This window comes from Nocardia sp. NPDC050175 (assembly GCF_044459885.1).
Lineage (GTDB): Bacteria > Actinomycetota > Actinomycetes > Mycobacteriales > Mycobacteriaceae > Nocardia.
The window spans coordinates 47,137-67,352 of the sequence record NZ_JBITJI010000016.1; the positions used below are offsets into that span (position 1 = coordinate 47,137).

Genomic DNA, 20,216 nt, shown 5'->3' on the forward strand with positions numbered 1-20,216 from the left:
GCTGCGCGCGGGCGGCCGCGGCGGCGGCGGTACGCAGAGGTGGCGACCGGACGACACGAGGAGGCGCGATGAGCACGCCACAGGATCCGAAACCCGCCGGCGGTACACCGGAGCCGGCGGAGTCCGCGTCGTCGAGCGCGTCCGGGGCGGCAGATCCCGCGAAAGCGGCGGGCGCTGCCCCGTCGTTGTCGAAAAACGTTGGTGCGGCAGAACCTTCGAGTGAGCCGTATGCCGCGCCACCGCCCTCGGCGAGTGAGTGGTGGCAGCCGACCGATGCGGCCGCCGGGCCGTTGGGTGGGCTAGCGCAGCCAACGACTGGCCAGCCGTCATCGGGCGGCGGACCTTCGAGCAGCCCGCCTTCGTCAGGCGACGGACCGGCTGGGCCGCAAAGCAATCAACCATCGTGGGGCTCCGGGCCCGCTGGACCGTCCAGCGGGCAACCGGCCTGGGATTCGGGACCTGCCGGGCCACCCGGCAGTCAGCCTTGGTCGGGTGGCGGGCCCGCCGGGCCGGCCGGTAGCCAACCGTCCTGGGGTGCGGATCCGTCGCAGCAAGCGTGGGGTACGCCGACCGGTCAGCAGCAGTGGGGTGCGCAACAGCATCCACAGGGGCAGCCGCAATACCCGCAATATCCGGGGAGCGGCCAACCGCAGGATTCGGGTGGGACACCGCAGTACCCGCAGGGCGGGGTCTACAACTATCCGCCCGCCGGCGGCTACAGCCAGCAACAGAATCCGCAGCCCGGCGGCTATGGCACTTACCCGCCACAGTCGTACGAGCCCTACAGCACACCACCGCAGAACTCCGGCAGCCAGGTGTTCTCGATCATCGGTTTCGTCTGCGCGGTGATCGCGGTGTTGTTCTGCCCCATCCTGTTCGGCCCCGCGGGCATCGTGCTCGGCATCATCGGCCACAACAAGGGCGAGTCGCTCGGCAAGTGGGCCGCCATCGCGTCGGGCGTCACCATGATCATCGGCTTCCTGGTGGGGTTCCTTATCTTCAACGGAGACCTGAGAACGTAGATTGCTCTGTATGAGCGAGGCACGATCATGACCAAGTTCAGCGGCTTTCCGCTGGCGGGGCTGGATTTCTACGAGGATCTCGAGGCCGACAACTCGAAGATGTTCTGGACCGCGCACAAGGATGTGTACGAGTCGGCGGTGAAGGCGCCGATGCTCGCGCTGACCGCCGAGCTGGAGCCGGATTTCGGTGCGGCCAAGATCTTCCGGCCGTATCGGGATGTGCGTTTTTCCAAGGACAAGACGCCGTACAAGAATCACCAGGGCGCGTATGTGTCCGTTGCGCCGAGCACCGGCTGGTATGTGCAGGTCGGTGCGGCGGGACTGTATGTCGCGGGCGGTTTCTACGGTGGTTCGTCCGAGCAGATCGCCCAGCTGCGCGCCACCATCGATCACGATGTGCGCGGCCCGGAGCTGGCGGCGATTCTGGCGAAGCTGCGCAAAGCGGGTTACACGATCGGCGGCGAGCAGCTCAAGACCAAGCCGAAGGGTTACGACGCCGATCATCCGCGCATCGACCTGCTCCGGCACAAGGCGCTGGTCTGCAACAAGGAAATCGGCGCACCGCCGTGGCTGGACAAACCACAGGCCGCCAAGGAGATCCGCACCGCCTGGGAGACGATGCGGCCCCTGGTCGACTGGCTCGCCGCGGTGGTGACCGGCGCGACTACCCGATCACCGTTGCTCGCCTAGTCCCGCGCGGCGAGGACGAGCGCGAAGCGGTTGTCGGGATCGGTCCACACCTCCTCGGTGCTGAACCCGGCGGCGGACAGCTCCGCGTTCAGTCCGTCGACGCGGAACTTGGCGGAGATCTCGGTGCGCATCTGCTCGCCCGCGGCGAACCGCACGGTGAGGTCCAGGTCACGAACCTGGACGGTCATGTCTTCGGTTGCCGCCAGGCGCATTTCGATCCACTCGTGCTCGGCGTCCCACAGCGCGATGTGCTCGAACTTTTCCGGTACGAAGTCGGCGTCGAGGCGAGAGTTCAACACGTGCAGCACATTCCGGTTGAACTCGGCGGTGACACCGGCCGCGTCGTCGTAGGCGGGGACCAGCACGGCAGGATCGATGACCAGACCCGCGCCGAGCAACAGTTGCTCGCCCGGTTCCAGCACCTCGTAGATGCTGGCGAGGAATTCGGCGCGTTCGGCGGGGATCAGGTTGCCGATGGTGCCGCCGAGGAAGGCGATCATCCGGCGGCCGCCGCCGGGCAGGTTGTGCAGGGTGTCGGTGAAATCGCTGACCACACCGTGCACCGCCAGGCCGGGGAACTCGGTCGCGATCTCGTCCGCCGCGGCACGCAGCGCCGAGGACGAGACATCCTGCGGCACATAGGTCTTCAGCGGCCCCTCGGCGGTCAGCGCGGACAGCAGCAGCCTGGTCTTGGCGGCGGAGCCCGCGCCGAGCTCGACGAGCACCTCGGCCTGCGCGACGCGGGCGATCTCGCCGACCACCCGCTCCAGCAGCGCGCGTTCGGTGCGCGTCGGGTAGTACTCGGGCAGCTCGGTGATCTGCTCGAACAGTTCACTGCCGCGGGCGTCGTAGAACCACTTGGGCGGCAGCCACTTCGGGTCGGCGGTGAGGCCGAGCCTGGCATCAGCGCGCAATGCCGAGGTGAGGTCGTCGTCGGATAGGTGGATCTCCAGCGTCGGTGCGGTCATCGTGAGGCGCCTTTCGTGCTGTCGGGCAGCGGATCGATGGTGAGCTTGCCTGGACGGGCGACGACCAGGCTGCGGTCGGGGATCGACTGCCAATTCGGGTCGTCGTCATAGGGTTCGGAGGCGAGCACGGCGAAGGTGTCGGTGACCAGCGCCGACAAGGCGTGGTGCACCGTTGTGGCCCAGAGGGTTTCGCCGTCGCCGAGCAGGAAGTTGAGGCGTGCGGCCGGTGCGTGTTTCAGGACGCCGGACGCCAGCAGGGCGAGGGCGGTGCCTGGGGAATCGACGAAACCGTCCGGCGACACCGCGGTGAGCAACTGCCGCAACAGCACCCAGAGCGTCGCGGCGTCGGTGGGTGATTCGGCCTCGAGTAGCTGGATCGTCTCGAAGAGTCTGGTCGCGCCGAATCGGGTGGCGGCGTTGTCCAAGTCCGAGGACGCCGCAGTGATGACGTTGCGCCAGTTGGGTACCGAGCCGTTGTGGCTGAAGGCCCACTGTGCGCTGGTGAACGGCGCGCACGCGGCCCGCTCGACCGGCATGCCGACGGTGGCGGACCGGATCGAGCCGAGCACGGCGGTCGAATGCAGTTGCGTCAGTACCTCTTCCACCGCCGGATCGGTCCAGATGGGGGCGGAGTTGCGGTACCGGCTGGCGATCACGGTGCTGGCTGCCGCGGCACCAACGGGGGGTTCGCCGGTTGTCGACGGGTTCTGCGTGTCGGCCTGCTCGACGGCTCGCCACCAAGCGACGCCGAACCCGTCGGCATTGATCGTGCCGCCGCCACGCATGTCTCGCGGTGCCCAGGCCTGGGTCCGCAGCGAATGCGTACCGGCGGTGAGCATCTCACCGACACTCACCGTCGGACCGACGTAACCGAGATGTCTGCACATCAGTGCTCGCCTCCTGCCGCCGCGATGCCGAACCGGCCAGGTCCCGCCGAGTGGATCGGCGCGATGTTCACTCGCCCTCCCCCGGCCGCAGGTCCCTGGCGAGCCGGAAGCCCGAGAAGATCTGCCGCCGGATCGGGTGGTCCCAGTTACGGAAGGTGCTGCGGCAGGCGACCGGGTCGGTGCCGAAGGAGCCGCCGCGCAGGACGCGATAGTCGCCGCCGAAGAAGACCTCGGAGTACTCCTTGTACGGGAAGGCGTGAAAGCCCGGGTACGGCTCGAAACCCGAAGCGGTCCACTCCCATACGTCGCCGATGAGCTGGTGCACACCGGCCGGGGACGCGCCCGCCGGATAGGCGCCGACGTCGGCCGGTTCCAGGTGGCGCTGGCCGAGATTCGCGGTGGCGGCGTCGGGTTCGGTGTCGCCCCACGGGTATCGGCGGGTGGCGCCGGTGGCCGGGTCGTGCCGCACGGCCATTTCCCACTCGGCCTCGGTGGGTAGTCGCTTGCCCGCCCATTTCGCGAACGCCTCGGCCTCGAACCAGCACACGTGCACCACCGGCTGGTGCGGGCGCAGCGGGGTGAGCACGCCGAAGACGCGGCGCCACCAGTGTCCGGCGGGGTCGCGCTCCCAGAATTGCGGCGCGACCAGGCCCGCCTCCTGCCGGTGTGCCCAACCGCGGTCGGACCACAGCTCGGGGCGGTCGTAGCCGCCGTCGTCGAGGAAGGCGAGGTACTGCTCGTTGGTCACCGGCGCGGCATCGATCACGAAGCCGGGCAACCGAACTCGGTGCGCGGGGCGCTCGTTGTCCAGCGCCCACGGTTCGGTGGACGTGCCCATCGTGAATTCGCCTGCGGGAATGACGACTTCGCCGGTGACGGGCGCGGCCACGGTCGGAACGGCGAGCGCCGTCAGTACCGCGGTGCCGGTGCGCAACTGGTGAGTGGCCAGCATGGTCTCGTCGTGCTGCTGCTCGTGCTGGGCGATCATGCCGAAGGCGAAACCGCCGTCGACCAGCGGCGAACCGCGTAAGTCGCTGCGGTCCAGCACATCCCACACCTTGTCGCGGACGGTGCCGACGTAGCCCCTGGCCTGGGTCGGGTCGAGCAACGGCAGCGCGGGACGGTTGGAGCGGGCGTGCTTGAACGCGTCATACAGCTCGTCGATGTCGGCGCGCACCGCCTCGCGGCCGCCGACATCGCGGACCAGCCACAGCTCTTCCTGATTGCCGATGTGCGCGAGATCCCACACCAGCGGGCTCATCAGCCGCGAATGCTGCGCGACCAGCTCGGCTTCGTCGATGCAGTCGGTGAGGGTGAGCGTGCGCTGCCTGGCCCGCGTGAGCACCTCGGCGATCTGCTCGCGTAGCTGCTCGGTGTCGGAATTGTCCGTGGCAGGCGGATGGTGAATGGTCACGATAGGTCTCCGGTGCTAGTTTCTGTCGGCTTCGGCGCAGCTCGGTACGCCGGGCCGGATCGGCAATGCGGACAGGCTCGTGGCACGACTGGACGCTCGCGCACGACCCCGTCTCGCGACAGGTCGGTCACAAGACGACTCCGGAACCGCCCGCCCCGGCACCATCCGCGGCGGATTCCGCCACGGGTCCCTGGCCGCGGCGACATCGCTCGACGGCGGATTCGATTTCCCTGGCGGCCTCGGCCGACGCCGCGTTGGCCGCGGCCAGGCTGAGCAGTTCGACCGCGACGGCCCGAATCTCCAGATCAGCCAATCCGTAGCGCGCGGCGTCGAGCCAATGCCCGGCCAGCGGCGCGGCGATCGCGATCGCCTCGGCCACCACGGTGCGGCTGGACATCAGCGCGTCCAGGACGTGGATCGGGACGGTCCAGCTGTCGCCGGGCTGGGCGTCGATGTAGCGGACCTCGAGATACCCGGACGCGCGTACGGGCGGGAACAGCGTGGTCAGGTGGTAGTCGAGGTCGTTGCGATCGGGCCTGCGGCCGACCTCGTCGTCCAAGGCGCCGGTGAGCCAGTCCGCGAAGGTCGCGCCCGGCGGTGGGGACCAGCCGGTGTCGGCACCGTTCGGGTGGTGACCATTCGTGCTCGGTCCGTCACCGTCCGGTCTTCGGACGCACAGCAGCGGCACGTCGAGCGCCCATCTGCTGTAGCCGACGATCGGATCCGCCCAGTCCATCAGCGGCGGCCGGGTCCTGGCGTTGTCGAGGCGCAGCCAGGCCCGCATCCGCTGGGAGGCCCAGTCGCCCGCCGGTGCACCGCGCAAGGTGGGCGAGCAGGCGAAGGCGGCGAGCATGGCCGGGCCGATGGCGTACAGCGCGGTCCAGCGGGCGGCGATATCGGCGCGGTCGGCGCCCGCGTCGACGCTGACCTGGGTCGCGGCGGTATTGCACATCATGAGTTTGCCGAACGGGCCGATGCCGGCGAAGGTCTGTTCCATGGCGCGATAGCGCGGCAGCTGGAGCAGCCGCTTGGGGCGGCGGTCCGCGTCGGCGGCGGCGGAAACGGTTCGGATGGACCGGGATTCGAGAAGTTCCCGCAAGAGGCGGGCATCGTCGCGGAGCGAGGTATTCAGCTGCGCGGCATCAGCGAATGGTGCGCTGGATAGTTCGATCTGACCGCCGGGTTCGATGGTGACCCGGCTGCCCCCTGGTAACGGCTTTTCCGGAGATTCGGGGGCGATGGACCGTGGTGCGTAAGGTCCGAGGGCATCCGCAAGAGCAGTCAATTGCGGACGCGGGGCGGCCGAGGGGCCTGACGCCTGACACTCACCCTGCACGGTGAGCCATTCGAGCTCGGCGCCGATCAGCGTGGGTGGTCCCTGCTTGAAGCAGACACCCCCGATATACGCCTCGGCGGCGGCTCGCGAGTTGAGCTCTCCATCGTGGATTACCCGACTGACCAGCTCTGATTCCAGCGTGACCGCCATGCCAACCTCCGTTGTGCGTCCGAGTTGCTGTGGTTTCGTGTCCGCTGTTGATCTGTAACCACCGCGTGGCCGTGCTGTGTTCCGCTCGCGGCGATCCATCCAGAGTAGCGAGGGGGACCGACAAGAAATCGACAAGAATCCGAACTGGGGACCAGCCGGGGACGGCCGGACTCCGCCCCGCAATGCCCGTTAAAGTCGGAATCATGCTGGATGAAGAGCGTGTCCGAGCCGACACTCCGGGTTGTGCGTCCAGTGACGCGCCGGGTTCGGTGTTTCTCGACAGTGCCGGATCGTCACTCCCGCCACAGGTGGTCCTCGACACCTGTGTCGACCACCTGCGGCGCGAGGCCGCGATCGGTGGCTACCGCGCCGCGAACGAACGCCTCGACGATCTCGCCGCGGTGAAGACCGCGATCGGCAGGCTCATCAACGCGGCACCGACCAGCATCGCGTTGAGCGACAGCGCAACTCGTTCGTGGGCCGATTTCTTCTACTCGATTCCACTGGCCGAGGGCGACCGCGTGCTGATCTCCGGGTCGGACTACGCGAGCAACGCCATCGCGGCGCTACAGCGGGCCCGTGCCACCGGGGCGGTGGTCGAGCAGATCCCGAGCGACGGCACCGGGCAGCTCGACCTCGACGCGCTGACAGCCATGGTCGACGAACGGGTCAAGCTGGTTTCGCTGCTACACGCGCCCACCAACGGCGGCTTGGTGAACCCGGCCGCCGAGGCAACGCGGATCGCGCATTCGGTGGGCGCGCTGGTGTTGCTGGACGCCTGCCAGTCGACCGGGCAGCTCGCGATCGACGTGGCCGAGCTCGACGTCGACGCGCTCTCGGCCACCGGCCGCAAGTGGCTGCGCGGACCGCGCGGCACCGGATTCCTGTATGTCCGACCGGAATTGGCGCAATCCCTCGAACCGGGACGACTCGACCTGCATGGCGCGTCGTGGGTCAGCCCGGACGAATACCGCCTCGCGCCCGATGCCAGTCGCTTCGAGTTCTGGGAATGCGATGTGGCCGGACGCCTCGGCCTCGGCGCGGCGGTGCAGTACCTGCTCGACCTCGGGCCTGAGAATGTGTACGACGCCATCGCCGCCCGCGCCGCGCACCTACGCAAGGAGCTCCCTGGGATCCCCGGAGTAACGGTGCGCGACAACGGCATTCGGCACAGCGGCATCGTGTCGTTCACCGTCGACGGCATCGACCCCATCGCAGTGCGCGATCAGCTTGCCGCCCAACACATCACAGTGACCGTGAGCCACGCCAGCTCCACCCTGCTCGACATGACCGGCCGCGGCCTGCGCGCCGTAGTCCGCGCCTCACCCCACTGCTTCGTGAGCTTCGACGAGCTGGACCGCTTCATCACCGCAGTCGCCGGATTGTAGCGGTACACCCCATCGAGTCGAGTCATATGGTCGCTTGTTGATCTTCAACAGCAACCATATGACTCGCCTCGATGACACCCAACGACCATTTGACTCGCCTCGATTTCCCCAGCATCTTTCAACCGGACCACAGCCGGTCTTCACGCTGGAACACAGGCGTTGCCCATCACAGGCTGCGGAAGAGAAGGTCGGGGACCCCACCTGACGTGCCCAGCACTACTCCGGTCATCCCATGAACCAGTCGAAAACCTCTGGGACAGCACACCACCGGAGATCTCTCAGTAGACCAACCCGAACCAGTACACCCAGAGACCCTCGGAATAGTGAACCTATCCGGGCAAGTGCTTCTCAGGACTCCAAAGGTGGACAGCCCATAGAAGCTGAAGACCTATCCACATTTTCCCGTGAGTAGTGCTGGGCGCGTCGTGTGCCGTACCCGGCTTTAGGTGCACGTCAGGTGCGCGGTGTCGCGTTGCGGAGGTGGTCATCTGGCTGTGGTTGCGTGACAAGCGCTTTGGACAAGAGCGGGTGGTCGGCGGCGGTTTCGGTGCTCGATCAGACCCGCGAGGTGCTCGGTGAGCCGGTATTGCCGGGATCTGCACTCTGTCTCGAGATCGGCACTCGAAATAGGGCCCTAAAGCCAGTGCAGGTCCCGAGACAGAGTGCGGATTCTGTAGTCAGAGTGGCGAGTGCGGGGTCGCACAGCGTTTGCGCGAGGTGCGCTTCCTCTGTACGGGGTGCGCGACGTCGGGTGATCAATCAGCCTGCGAAGTAACCCCTCCAACCGGTACACCCAAGATCTGCACTCTGACTCGGGATCGGCACTCGGAATAGGGCCCTAAAGCCAGTGCCGATCCCGAGTGAGAGTGCGGATTCTGTAGTCGGGGTGGCTAGTTGGGGGCGAACATCCTTTGTGTGAGCCGCACATCCGGTATGGGGGGTGTGTGGGTTGGGCAGTGGGGGTGAGGGTTCAGGTTAGGTGTAGTTCGAGGGCGCGGTTGACCAGGGCGCGGATGTCGGTGGTGGGGGCTATCAGTCGTAGGCTGCGGTTTGCTTGCAATGTCGCGATGCCGTGCAGGTTTGTCCACAGGGCGATCGCGCGCTCCGCCGGGTCCACCGAACTGTGCTGTGCGGCCTCGTTCACCAGCGCCGCGTAGCGCGCGAACAGGGGGAGGGTGGTGGCGCGCAGGTTTTCGCCGGAGCCTTCGAGTAGGTCGTGGCGGAACATCAGGGTGAACATCTCCGGTCGCTCGCCGGCGAACTCGACGTATTCGACGCTCATGCGTGCCAGGCGATCTCGGGGTGACTCGTCATCGGGATCGGCTGCGGCGAATCGGGCGATGAGGTCGGCGAAGCCGCGTGCCGCGACGGCCGCCAGTAGCGCGCGGTGGGTTGGGAAGTGTCTCCGGGGTGCCCCATGTGAGACACCGGCGGCTCTGGTGATGGCGCGGAGTCCCAATTGCGCCGCGCCTACCTCTTCCAATAGGTCGACGGCCGCGCCGACCAGGCGTTCCCGTAGCGGTTCACTCTCGACCATGCAGACATTGTCTACGGCCAGCATCGGCTCTCCCCACACCGGGTGTAGACACTGTCTACGTTGATGCTGTAGACAGTGTCTACACATTCTTTCCCGGGAGGTCTACGTGTGGTATCGGCTCTTCAAGTACGTGTTTCTCGGCCCCCTGTTGCGGGTGCTGGGTAGACCGGAAGTCGAAGGGCTCGACCATGTTCCGCGCACCGGGCCGGTGATTGTCGCGGCGAATCATCTCGCGGTGATCGACTCGCTGTACCTCGCGCTCGTGCTGCCGCGCCGGGTCACCTTCCTGGCCAAGCAGGAGTACTTCACCGGAACCGGCCTGCGCGGCCGCTTCAAGCGCTGGTTCTTCTCGGCAACGGGCCAGGTGCCGGTCGACCGGACCGGCGGTAGCGCCGCGGCCGACGCGCTCGCCGCCGCCAGCCGCATCCTCGAGGCGGGCGGCGTCTGGGCGATCCATCCCGAGGGCACCCGCTCGCCGGACGGACGGATCTACCGTGGCCGCACCGGCACCCTGCGGGTCGCGATGGCGACCGGCGCCCCGGTGATCCCGGTTGTGCTTGCGGGCACCGACCGCGTCAACCCCCGCAACAGTCGACTGCCCCGGTTCGGGAAGGTCCGGATCAGCTTCGGCACCCCGCGCTACTACTTGCCCGCCGAGCAGCATCACGTCGCGCGCACCGCCACCGACGAACTGATGCGCGAGCTCGCGGCCCGTTCCGGCCGCCACTACGTCGACCAGTACGCCACCACTTTCCGCTGAACTCCGGTGGCACAACCAGCACATAGCCGCGTCACCCCATCCCCTGATCCATCCTCCGGACTGCGTCCGCGACCTACCCGCGACACTCCAGCAAACTCAGACACGCAGGAAAAGGGTTAACGCCACGCCGGAATGGCGGGATAGTTGATTCAGGTCGGCAGGCGGCCCGAAGCTGGTGATGAGGGAGTTGACGTTGAGCAGGTTCACCGACGAGATGTATGCGACGGCGCAGGCGTCGACCCGGGGGCTGGTGACCGGCGAGCCGGACGCGCCCCGGCGCCAGGGCTGGGGCGAGATCCACCGGATCGCCCGGCGGATGGCAGGCGGCCTCGCGGCGGCGGGTATCGGACACGGTGACGCCGTCGGCGTGCTCGCGGGCATGCCGGTCGATATCGCACCGGCCTGCCAGGCCATTTGGATGCGCGGCGCGTCGATCACCATGCTGCACCAGCCGACTCCGCGTACCGATCTGGTCGTCTGGGCTCGTGACACCGAGACCGTGCTGACCATGATCGAGGCGCGCGCGGTGGTGCTCGGCGCCCCGTTCGAGGCGGCCGAACCGCTGCTGCGCGAACGCGGCATCACCGTGGTGCGGATCGACCAGCTGCACGACGGCGAGGACACCGACCCGGTGCCGACGGCCGAGGACGATATCGCCTTGCAGCAGTTGACCTCTGGCTCGACCGGGTCGCCCAAGGCGGTGCGGATCACTCACGGCAACTTCTTCGTCAACGCCTACGCCATGTTCGACCGGGTGAAGTTCCAGCTCGACGACGACGTGATGGTCAGCTGGCTGCCGCTGTTCCACGACATGGGCATGGTCGGATTCCTCAGTGTCCCCATGCAAATCGGCGCCGAGGTGGTGTGTGTGACGCCGATCGACTTCCTGATGCGCCCCTTGTTATGGGCCGAGCTGATCGCCAAGTATCGCGGAACCGTCACCGCCGCACCGAACTTCGCGTACTCACTGCTGGCCCGCCGACTGAAGCAGGCCGACGACGGCGCGTTCGATCTGAGCAGCGTCCGCTACATGTGGAACGGTGCGGAACCGGTCGACCCGGACACCATGGAGACATTGGCCGCCGCCGGAAAGCGCTTCGGGCTCAGCCCGATGGCGCTCACCCCGGTCTACGGCATGGCCGAAACCACACTGGCCGTGTCGATTCCGGATCCAGGCCTGGGCCAAGTGCTCGACGTCATCGACGCCGACCTGCTCGAGGCACTCGGCAAGGCCGTACCGGTACCTGATCCGCACGGGCATCCAGGCAATATCCGCCGACTGCCCACGCTGGGTTACCTGGTCGATCACCTGGAGGGCCGGGTCGTCGACGCGGAGCGCCAAGAGCTGCCGAGCCGGTCCGTCGGCGTCATCGAATTACGTGGCCCGGCAGTCACTTCCGGCTACGTCACGGTGAACGGCTTCCGCCCCGCGCAGGACGACGCGGGCTGGCTCGACACCGGCGACATCGGTTACTTCACCGACGAGGGCCTGATCGTGGTGTGCGGCCGGATCAAGGACGTCATCATCATGGGTGGCCGCAACATCTACCCCACCGACATCGAACGCGCTGCCACCCGCGTGACCGGTGTGCGGCCGGGCAACGCGGTGGCCGTGCGCCTCGACGCCGGACAGAAGCGCGAAAGTTTCGCCGTGGTGGTGGAGAGCAACGAATACCAGGATGCCGAGGCGGTCAAGCGAATCGAGCGCGAGATCGTGCACGCGGTGTTCTCGGAGGTCGGTTCCCGTCCGCGTACCGTGGCAGTGCTCGGCCCCGGCGCGCTGCCGAAGACCTCCTCCGGCAAGCTCCGGCGCGCCGCCACCGCCGTCCACCTGCGCTGAAAGAAGCCCGTTGCCACTCACCCCCCGATGACATCCGCAACGTCCAGTTCCGGAAACCGCAGCGCGGCAAGCGTGGGGTCAGGAACGTGACCGATGAGTTTCGGCCGTCGGCGTCGTCTCTATTCGTATCCAGCGAAATAGGAGACGGCGATGCCTGAACTCGAGCCGATCAGCACCGAACTCAACCAAGACTTCAGCAGCCCCGGCGCCACCACACCAGCGTGGTCCGCGGTGCGTGACGTGCTGACCACGTCGGAAATGTTCTGGCTGAGCACGACTCGGCGCGACGGACGCCCGCATGTCACGCCGCTCCCAGCGATCTGGCACGACGGCAGCCTGCACATCTGCACCGGTGCGCAGGAGCAGAAGGCGGTGAACCTGGCCGCGGAGCCGCGCTGCATTCTCTGCACCGGCACCAACGAGATGAACTCAGGCCTCGACGTGGTGGTCGAGGGCACCGCCGTACGGATCACCGACCAAGCGACGCTGCAGCAGCTGGCCAAGCTGTGGAAGTCCGAGCTGGACTGGGATTTTACGGTGGCGGATGACGGATTCGACGACGGTGCGGGACATATCGCCCTCGTCTACGCCATCGCACCGGCAAAGGTGCTGGCCTTCGGCAAAGGCGAGCCGTTCAGCCAAACCCGTTACAGCTTCAGCTGAACGGCGGCGCACACATCGAAAGGCGTTGACCGAGCGGCGAATTCGCGACGATCAATGCACCCGGTTCTGCGCGGCTTCCAGCCCGACCCGGAGCAACAGCTCGACGGCGTCGGCGGCCTGTTCGACGATCACCGGCACTTCCTTGCGCTCCGGTGCCGCGAACGGCTTGAGCACATAGTCGGCGGGATCCTGCCGACCGGGCGGACGGCCGATGCCGATCCGGGTGCGCAGGTAGTCTTTGGTGGTCAGCGCGCTGGAGATGGAGCGAAGGCCGTTGTGCCCGCCCTCGCCGCCGCCGCGCTTCAGCCGGATGTCGCCGAACTGCAGGTCCAGCTCGTCGTGCACGACGATCACCTCGGTCGGCGGCACGGAGAAGAACTTCGCCAGCGCGGCGACCGGGCGGCCGGACAGATTCATGAACGAGCGCGGCTTGGCGATCAGCACCTGGCGGCCGTCGAGGCGGGCCTGCAGCAGGTCGGCGCCGGACTTCTTGTGCACGGCAAAACGGCCGCCGACGCGCTCCGCGAGCACGTCGGCGACCAAAAACCCCACATTGTGCCGGGTCCGCTCGTATTCGGTTCCTGGATTACCCAGTCCGACGACGAGTGCGGGCCCGGTCGTGGATTCGGTCATCGAAAACCGATTCCGGTAATACTTACTCGGCGCTCGCGGCGGCTTCGGCAGCCTCTGCGGCTTCCTCGGCGTCGGCCTCGGACTGCGGCGCGGCGATGACGTTGACGATCAGGGTCTCCGGATCGATGTTCAGGGTGACACCCTTGGGCAGGTCGAGCTGGCTGGCGTTGATCTGGGTGCCTGCCTCGATGCCCTCGACCGAGACCTCGATGGACTCGGGGATGCTCATCGCGTCGGACTCGATGGAGATGGTGTTGGCGTCCTGGGTGACCAGGGTGCCGGGGACGGCGTCGCCGACGACGATGACGTTCACATCGGCGGTGACCTTCTCGCCCTTCTTGATGATGAGCAGGTCGGCGTGCTCGATGTAGCGGCGAATCGGGTGCACGACAACCGATTTGGTGAGCGCGAGCTGCTTCTTGCCGTCGATGACGAGGCTGAGCACCGCGTTGGTGCCGTGCTCGCGCAGGATGGCGGAGAAGGCGCGGGCATCGATCGAGAGATGCTGCGGGTCGGCCTGGTGGCCGTACAGTACGGCGGGAACGTTGCCGGCCCGACGGGTACGGCGGGCGGCACCCTTACCGAACTCGGTGCGGACGGCGGCTTCGAGAAGGTTGGCGTCGGACATGACTGGATCTACTCCCTACGGCGGTTCCGGGCTGTCAACAGTGCGCCAGGGTCTGTTTCCGCCCTGGCAAGGTTGGTCTACTCGTCCGACGAAAGAACCAACGGGGACGGCCGGAAGCCGAGCCGCGTCGATCACGGTGAACGCAAAACAAGGTCTGCGGTCACCCTCGCCGAGACAACCCGAACACCATACCGCAATGGTTATGCGCAGTTGGAATCGGGTGGTCGGGCACAGGTCGTGTCGGGGTCATGCGGATCGCGTAGATTGGACAGGTTGCCGATCGGTCGTCTGTGAAAGGTTGTTCCGTTGACCGCCTCCCCTGAGGGACTGCCCGCCGAGGTTTCCCGACGGCGCACGTTCGCGGTGATCTCGCACCCCGACGCCGGCAAGTCGACGCTCACCGAAGCGCTCGCGCTGCACGCCAGGATGATCTCCGAGGCGGGCGCGATCCACGGTAAGGCCGGCCGCCGCTCCACCGTCTCGGACTGGATGGAGATGGAGAAGGCGCGCGGCATCTCGGTCAGTTCGACCGCGCTGCAGTTCAATTACCGCGCCGAGGGCTCCGACGTGGACAGCGTGATCAACCTCGTCGATACGCCCGGCCACTCCGATTTCTCCGAGGACACCTACCGGGTGCTCACCGCCGTCGACGCCGCGGTGATGCTGATCGACGCCGCGAAGGGCTTGGAGCCGCAGACGCTCAAGCTGTTCCAGGTGTGTCGGCACCGCGGTATCCCCGTCATCACCGTGATCAACAAGTGGGACCGGCCCGGCCAGGCGCCGCTGGAACTGCTCGACGAAATCAACGAGCGGATCGGCCTCACCCCGACACCGCTGTTTCTCCCGGTCGGTATCGCGGGCGACTTCCGCGGGCTGCTTCGCCGCGGCGAAGAGGGCGCTCCGCGCGAATACATCCACTTCACCCGCACCGCGGGCGGCGCGACCATCGCGCCGGAGGAATCGCTGACCCCCGCGCAGGCCGAGGCGCGCGAGGGCGAGCCGTGGACCACCGCGGTCGAGGAGAGCGAGCTGCTCTCGGCCACCGGGCAGGACCACGACCAGGAAATGTTCCTCGCCGGGCAGACCTCGCCGGTCATCTATGCCTCGGCGATGCTGAACTTCGGTGTGCGGCAACTGCTGGAGGCCCTGGTCTCGCTGGCGCCCGCACCGGGGCCGAGGCCCGACGTGAACGGCGGAGCCCGCGAGATCACCGAGCCGTTCAGTGCGGTCGTATTCAAGGTGCAGGCGGGTATGGATGCCGCGCACCGGGACCGGCTGGCGTTCATGCGGATCGTGTCCGGTGAATTCGAGCGCGGCATGGTGGTCACGCACGCGCAGACCGGTCGCCCGTTCGCGACGAAATACGCGCTGACCGTGTTCGGCCGGGAACGCAACACCGTCGACACCGCCTACCCGGGCGACGTGGTCGGCCTGGTGAACGCGACGGCATTGGCCCCGGGCCACACGTTGTTCGTGGACAAGAAGGTGGAGTTCCCGCCGATCCCGTCGTTCGCGCCGGAGCACTTCGCGGTGCTGCGTGCCGAGAGCGCGGGCAAGTACAAGCAGTTCCGCAAGGCCATCGATCAGCTGGACTCCGAGGGCGTTGTGCAGGTGCTGCGCAACGACATTCGCGGCGACGCGTCACCTGTGCTCGCGGCCGTCGGGCCGATGCAGTTCGAGGTGGTCACCGCGCGCATGCTGACCGAGTTCAACGTCGAGACCAAGATGGACAACCTGCCCTACACGCTGGCTCGGCGCACCGATGCCGGATCGGCGGACGAGCTCGGCAAGCAGCGCGGCGTCGAGGTGTTCACCCGCAGCGACGGTGCGCTGCTCGCACTGTTCAGCGACAAATGGCGGCTGCAGTACATCGAGAAGGAATTCCCGAAACTAACCCTGGAGCCACTGGTAGCCACGGCCGACTAACCGACCGAAGACCCCCTTCACCCCGCCACACCACCCGAAGGTCGCCTTCAGTCTGTGCCCCGGCCACCGGCCTGAGGCGACCGAAGGGGGCGTTCATCCGCCGAGACCGACTGAGGGGCGCCTTCGGTCGGGGTCAGCCTGCTTCTGGTTCGCGCCGCATGGGTGGCACGCCCGGGTCGCGTTCGACGGAGGAGATGACGCCGTCTTCTCTGGAAATGAGGCCCCAGCGGCTCGAGGTCAGGCGCAAGCTCGGTAGGTCGCTCAGGGAAAGCACCACTTCATAGGTGCGTTCGTAACCGGTGTGCGAAATGCGCCAGCGACCGTCGTCGCAGCGCACGTATTCGTCGGAGTAGAAGGCCGCGCCGCGCAGCAGCATGTTGTGGCCGGGGATGAGCACGGTGTCGGCGAGGTACCAGGTGCCGGTCGCGGCGTCGCCGTCGACGTCGATCTCCGGGTGGTCGCAGCGGTGCTCGGTAATGACGTGCGGGCCGAGGGTGTTGCGCATGAACGCGAGGAACGCGTCGCGCGATTCGAACTGCAGGTATTCGCTGTAGGTGGCGGTCGCGTCCGGAATCATGGTGTCCGCGAACTCATCCCAGGATTTCGTGTCGAGGCAGCGTAGGTAGCGGAACTTCAATCTGCTGATAGCTGTGATGTCGTCGAGGCCGCGATCGTCGACACGAGGTTTCCCCTCGCGGCGTTCCTGCTCGCCTGCGTTCGCCCCCTGGTCGTCACGTTCCAGCCGACCGATGTCGATCCGAGGATTACCCTGCTCCTGCCCGCCACCCGCACTCGGGTCGCCGCGGCCCTGCCCGCCGGTTCCCTGCTCCATACTTAACAATCCCATCCGAAGGCCAATGGCTTCACGAATTGGGAGATTTGTACCCTGCGTGTCTGCTACATCGGAGCACGGTGACTCCGGCCCCCCGTTGTTTTAGAGGTACACGCCACGACACTTTTGCCACACGTTCACCCAGCTGACCGGGGCAGCAGTTCGTTTACCGAATCATCCGGTCAGTTGGCGATGGTGAAGCAAGTGCGGCAGAAATCTTCGCCGAACTCGGTCAGGCGCAGACTCTTGCGCACGATTTTCGGTGCGCGACCGGCCTTCTTGAGCGCGGCCTCTACTACCGGCTGCACCTCGAGCACCATGTATCGGCTCAACACCACCGGGTCGTCGGAGACCAGCGTCAGCCCGAGCCGACTGAGGTTGATCAAATAGGGGCGCGACCGATCCGGGTAGCGGACGCCCGCTTGCTCGGGCACCGAGGTCAGATCGCCTTGCACCAGTTCGGAGCCGATGCCGAGCGGCCGGTTCGTCCGCACATCGACCGAGGGCTGTGGGCCGTTCTGCGCCATGAAGCGCAAGATGCGGGCCTCGTCGGGAGCGAGCTCGTCGAGGATGCGGTCGTAGGCGGGGTGCACATCTTCGGTGAAATAGACGTCGGCGGAACGCGCGAGCAGCGCGTCGCCGCGACGGCGGAGCTCATCGGTGCTCGCCGAACGAAGGTAGGAGCCGACGGCGAGCGCCTGCTGCTGCGCGCCGCTGTTGTTGCCCGGCCCGTTCGGCGTCGGCACGTAGCTGACGATCTCGCGCACCGAACCCTCGGTGACACCGAGCGCGCTACGGGCTATGGAGCGCAACGCATTTCCGGTTCGCTCGGCGATATCGGCGGACGATTCACCGTCCAGCGCGGCCTGGGTGATCTCCTTGGTGACCTCGAAGGTGGTGCCGACCGCCCACTGACCGCCGCGCACCACACTGCCCGCCGCGAGTCCGGCCGCGCGGAATACGCCGCGAATCAACCGTGCCTCGTTGCTGATCTGCCGCTGTTCGACATCCGAGCTGCGCTCAACGGCGCGGGAACCGGCTCGAGCGATGTCCTGTCCGGTCCTGTCGTCTGCCACGTCATACTCCGATATCGCCAGGTGAACGAATCCCGCCCCACAGATTACTTCCCCCTGTGTCGCTGGTCATTCTCGCCGTCGGTCTCAGCCGATGCGGCATTGCACACAAACACTGTGACCGATATCTCGGCGTGCGCCACTGTGGCAGCACGCACTCGAGGTGGACCCAGCTGTTCCCCTCACAATAAGGTCCCGGTGCCGACATGGTGCTACTTTGATGTTCCGGTGAGGCGGCGGTCACCGGTGTGTCGGCAGGAGGGTGTCGTGTTAGAGAGTGTGTTCGGTGTCCACCCAACAATCCTGCTAGAGCTTCTGACTATCCCACTTTTCACGGGAATCATCGGGTACATCACCAACTGGACCGGCGTGCTCATGCTGTTCCAGCCGATCGCCTTCCACGGCTTCCGCCTACCAGGACTTCGCGCGCTGTATCCCTTCCTGCCCAAAAGAATTCAGGTACTTCCGCTACTGAGTTACGACGGCAGATTCGGCTGGCAGGGCATCGTCCCGTCGCGCGCGGACAAGATGGCGAGCATCGCGGTCGACAAGGGCTTGGCAAAACTGGGGAGCGTCGCCGATTTCTATCGCGAGCTGGAGCCGGACAAGCTCGCCGAACATCTCGCGAGCATCGCCGACGAACAGATCCAGACCATCGTCGAAGATATTCTCAAGCGCGAACATCCACAGCTCTGGTACAACCTGCCGAGCCAAGTTCGAGACATGGTACAGGCCAGGGTTCGTCAGCAACTGCCGGATATTCTGCGCGAGCTGACCGATGAATTAGGCGCGAATATTGATCAACTGCTCGATGTGAAGCAGATGGTGATTCGCTACTTCCAGGGCAGGCCGCAACTGCTCAACACGCTGTTCCAAGTGCTCGGCGCGAAAGAGCTGCGGTTCATGATCAACTTCGGTTTCTACTTCGGCGCGCCGATGGGCGTCGTGCTCGTCGCCATCCTGCACTTCACCGGTTGGTCGACGCTGGTCGTGCTGCCGATCGGCGGCGTGGTGATCGGCTGGGTGGTCAACTGGGTCGGCATCAACATGATCTTCGCGCCCGCCTACCCGAAGTGGTGGTGCCCGTGGCGGCAGGGTCTGCTGATCAAGCGCCAGTCCGAGATCACCGACGGCTACGCGGAATTGGTGTCCAGCCAGGTGCTCACGGTCGCCAATATCGGCGACGAGCTGCTCAACGGCCCGCGCTCGGACCGCACCATCCAGATGCTCGAGGACACCCTGCGCCCGGCCGCCGACCGCGCGCTCGGCCCGGCCAGGCCCGCCGTCAAGTTCATGCTCGGTAGCCGCGATTACGACTCCCTGCAGGACACCTTCACCGCCGAGGCGATGGCCATCGCCCCGATCGCCTTCGCCGACCCGGAGTTCAACGTCCGCCAGGGCCGCCAGATCAACACCTACATCGCCAAACAGATGGCGGCACTGAAGCCGCCGGACTTCGTCGACATGCTGCGATCGGCCATCAAACAAGATGAATGGCTGCTTTTTCTCCATGGCGGCGTGTTGGGCCTGTTCGCCGGATACGCTCATATTCTGATATTCGGAACAGGAGTGGCGACCACATGGCTGTAGCGAAATCCGACCCCGGCGACGAAGCCGGGGACGTCGAGCACGCCCCCGAGGAGGCTGCGCCGTCGACGGAGATCGCGCGGCGGCCTGGCCGCGAAGTCGTCCGGCATGACGAATCATCTTCGCGGGTGCCCTATCCCATCGCGGGCGTGCGCGCGGCCACCGGCGTGGCCAGGGTGGCCTGGACCGCGGCGACCGGCATGACCGCGTGGAGTCTCGGCACCGCGGTCGGCGTCACCTCGACGGTCGTCCGCCGCAGCATCCAGGGCGTGCCGCCGCGAGAAGTGTTGGCCGAGGCCGAATCCGAGTTGCGCGACCGGTTGCGCCGGGCGCTGGGCTTCGCCGAAGCTCCGAACGAGCCTGCCGCGCAAGCCGTTCCCACCCTGCGCGAGCAGGGTGCCGCGCTGCTGCGCCTGTCGGCGAGCACGCACGGCGACGAGGAGAACCATCCGGCCTTCGCAGGCATGCTGGCCGAGCTGACCCCGGACGAGGCGCGCATCCTGCGCTTCCTGCACCTGGACGGCCCGCAACCCTCGATCGACATCCGCACCGGACGCCCCCGCGCGCTCGGCGCGGAACGCGTCGGGTCGATGCTGACGCTGGTCGGCGAGCAGGCCGGGCTGCGCTTTCCGAACCGGATCCAGCAGTACCTGACCAACCTGCGCAGGCTCGGACTGGTCGAGCACGCGCGCGAGCCGGTCGGCAACCCGCACCGGTACCAGCTGCTGGAGGCGCAGGGGCCGGTGCGGGAGTTGTTGAAGCGCTCCGGCTTCGGCACGAAGGTGATCTACCGCAGCGTGGCGCTCACCGGGTTCGGTGGCGACTTCGTGCGGACCTGCCTGCCGGTCGCGATTCAAGACGATCGCGCCGCCGGGCACTGAC

The 20,216-nt window shown here is 66.8% G+C and carries 18 protein-coding genes; 9 read left to right on the forward strand and 9 right to left on the reverse strand.

Translation table 11 applies throughout. From position 1 onward, the window contains the following. Nucleotides 1-68 precede the first annotated feature (68 nt). Nucleotides 69-1,022, forward strand: coding sequence for a hypothetical protein (locus ACIBK2_RS38785; RefSeq protein WP_396975038.1), 954 nt, complete (start codon nucleotides 69-71; stop codon nucleotides 1,020-1,022). Nucleotides 1,023-1,049: 27 nt separating this feature from the next. Beyond that, the gene (locus ACIBK2_RS38790; protein ID WP_396975040.1) at nucleotides 1,050-1,712 is read left to right on the forward strand and encodes a DUF2461 domain-containing protein; all 663 of its coding nucleotides are present in this window, start codon (nucleotides 1,050-1,052) and stop codon (nucleotides 1,710-1,712) included. Here the strand turns inward: ACIBK2_RS38790 and egtD are convergent. From egtD to egtA, 4 genes are all read right to left on the reverse strand, one after another. After that, complete coding sequence (gene egtD, locus ACIBK2_RS38795) at nucleotides 1,709-2,680, reverse strand: L-histidine N(alpha)-methyltransferase (protein ID WP_396975042.1); 972 nt, start codon at nucleotides 2,678-2,680, stop codon at nucleotides 1,709-1,711. The genes ACIBK2_RS38790 and egtD overlap by 4 nt on opposite strands. After that, a complete protein-coding gene (locus ACIBK2_RS38800; protein ID WP_396975044.1) occupies nucleotides 2,677-3,567 on the reverse strand; it encodes a class II glutamine amidotransferase in 891 nt (296 codons plus the stop codon). The genes egtD and ACIBK2_RS38800 overlap by 4 nt, the downstream gene beginning before the upstream one ends. A gap of 67 nt (nucleotides 3,568-3,634) precedes the next feature. Beyond that, on the reverse strand, nucleotides 3,635-4,981 hold the full coding sequence (gene egtB / locus ACIBK2_RS38805; protein WP_396975046.1) for an ergothioneine biosynthesis protein EgtB: 1,347 nt from the start codon (nucleotides 4,979-4,981) through the stop codon (nucleotides 3,635-3,637). 127 nt (nucleotides 4,982-5,108) lie between these two features. Then, nucleotides 5,109-6,467, reverse strand: a complete 1,359-nt coding sequence (egtA, locus tag ACIBK2_RS38810; RefSeq protein WP_396975048.1) for an ergothioneine biosynthesis glutamate--cysteine ligase EgtA — start codon at nucleotides 6,465-6,467, stop codon at nucleotides 5,109-5,111. A 203-nt stretch (nucleotides 6,468-6,670) separates the two neighbouring features. On the opposite strand from egtA, the gene ACIBK2_RS38815 reads away from it, so the two are divergent. Beyond that, entirely contained in the window at nucleotides 6,671-7,855 is a 1,185-nt protein-coding gene (locus ACIBK2_RS38815; RefSeq protein WP_396975050.1) for an aminotransferase class V-fold PLP-dependent enzyme, read from the forward strand. Between the two features lie 970 nt (nucleotides 7,856-8,825). On the opposite strand, the gene ACIBK2_RS38820 is transcribed toward ACIBK2_RS38815, so the two are convergent. Continuing rightward, nucleotides 8,826-9,392 carry a TetR/AcrR family transcriptional regulator gene (locus ACIBK2_RS38820; protein ID WP_396975052.1) on the reverse strand — a complete coding sequence of 189 codons (567 nt, stop codon included), beginning with the start codon at nucleotides 9,390-9,392 and terminating at the stop codon, nucleotides 8,826-8,828. Nucleotides 9,393-9,498: 106 nt separating this feature from the next. On the opposite strand from ACIBK2_RS38820, the gene ACIBK2_RS38825 reads away from it, so the two are divergent. The 3 genes from ACIBK2_RS38825 (at nucleotide 9,499) to ACIBK2_RS38835 (ending at nucleotide 12,655) form a co-directional block, all read left to right on the forward strand. Beyond that, nucleotides 9,499-10,152: a lysophospholipid acyltransferase family protein gene (locus tag ACIBK2_RS38825; protein WP_396975053.1), complete on the forward strand. Its 654-nt coding sequence runs from the start codon at nucleotides 9,499-9,501 to the stop codon at nucleotides 10,150-10,152. A gap of 193 nt (nucleotides 10,153-10,345) precedes the next feature. Then, nucleotides 10,346-11,992 carry a fatty acyl-AMP ligase gene (locus ACIBK2_RS38830; RefSeq protein WP_396975055.1) on the forward strand — a complete coding sequence of 549 codons (1,647 nt, stop codon included), beginning with the start codon at nucleotides 10,346-10,348 and terminating at the stop codon, nucleotides 11,990-11,992. Between the two features lie 150 nt (nucleotides 11,993-12,142). Continuing rightward, the gene (locus ACIBK2_RS38835) at nucleotides 12,143-12,655 is read left to right on the forward strand and encodes a pyridoxamine 5'-phosphate oxidase family protein (RefSeq protein WP_396975057.1); all 513 of its coding nucleotides are present in this window, start codon (nucleotides 12,143-12,145) and stop codon (nucleotides 12,653-12,655) included. Between the two features lie 51 nt (nucleotides 12,656-12,706). Here the strand turns inward: ACIBK2_RS38835 and pth are convergent, their stop codons facing one another. Together pth and ACIBK2_RS38845 are read right to left on the reverse strand one after the other, a co-directional pair. Further along, complete coding sequence (pth, locus tag ACIBK2_RS38840; protein ID WP_396975059.1) at nucleotides 12,707-13,288, reverse strand: aminoacyl-tRNA hydrolase; 582 nt, start codon at nucleotides 13,286-13,288, stop codon at nucleotides 12,707-12,709. A 22-nt stretch (nucleotides 13,289-13,310) separates the two neighbouring features. After that, nucleotides 13,311-13,916: a 50S ribosomal protein L25/general stress protein Ctc gene (locus ACIBK2_RS38845; protein WP_396975061.1), complete on the reverse strand. Its 606-nt coding sequence runs from the start codon at nucleotides 13,914-13,916 to the stop codon at nucleotides 13,311-13,313. A 306-nt stretch (nucleotides 13,917-14,222) separates the two neighbouring features. Between ACIBK2_RS38845 and ACIBK2_RS38850 the strand changes: the two genes are divergently transcribed. Beyond that, complete coding sequence (locus tag ACIBK2_RS38850) at nucleotides 14,223-15,842, forward strand: peptide chain release factor 3 (protein ID WP_396975063.1); 1,620 nt, start codon at nucleotides 14,223-14,225, stop codon at nucleotides 15,840-15,842. A gap of 133 nt (nucleotides 15,843-15,975) precedes the next feature. Here the strand turns inward: ACIBK2_RS38850 and ACIBK2_RS38855 are convergent, their stop codons facing one another. Both ACIBK2_RS38855 and ACIBK2_RS38860 read right to left on the reverse strand, forming a co-directional pair. Beyond that, the gene (locus ACIBK2_RS38855) at nucleotides 15,976-16,497 is read right to left on the reverse strand and encodes a nuclear transport factor 2 family protein (RefSeq protein ID WP_396975331.1); all 522 of its coding nucleotides are present in this window, start codon (nucleotides 16,495-16,497) and stop codon (nucleotides 15,976-15,978) included. A 359-nt stretch (nucleotides 16,498-16,856) separates the two neighbouring features. Continuing rightward, nucleotides 16,857-17,750, reverse strand: coding sequence for an Abi-alpha family protein (locus tag ACIBK2_RS38860; RefSeq protein ID WP_396975065.1), 894 nt, complete (start codon nucleotides 17,748-17,750; stop codon nucleotides 16,857-16,859). Between the two features lie 114 nt (nucleotides 17,751-17,864). On the opposite strand from ACIBK2_RS38860, the gene ACIBK2_RS38865 reads away from it, so the two are divergent. Together ACIBK2_RS38865 and ACIBK2_RS38870 are read left to right on the forward strand one after the other, a co-directional pair. Beyond that, entirely contained in the window at nucleotides 17,865-19,337 is a 1,473-nt protein-coding gene (locus ACIBK2_RS38865) for a hypothetical protein (RefSeq protein WP_396975067.1), read from the forward strand. Continuing rightward, entirely contained in the window at nucleotides 19,328-20,215 is an 888-nt protein-coding gene (locus tag ACIBK2_RS38870; protein WP_396975069.1) for an Abi-alpha family protein, read from the forward strand. Before ACIBK2_RS38865 ends, ACIBK2_RS38870 begins: the two co-directional genes overlap by 10 nt. Nucleotide 20,216: the final 1 nt, after the last annotated feature.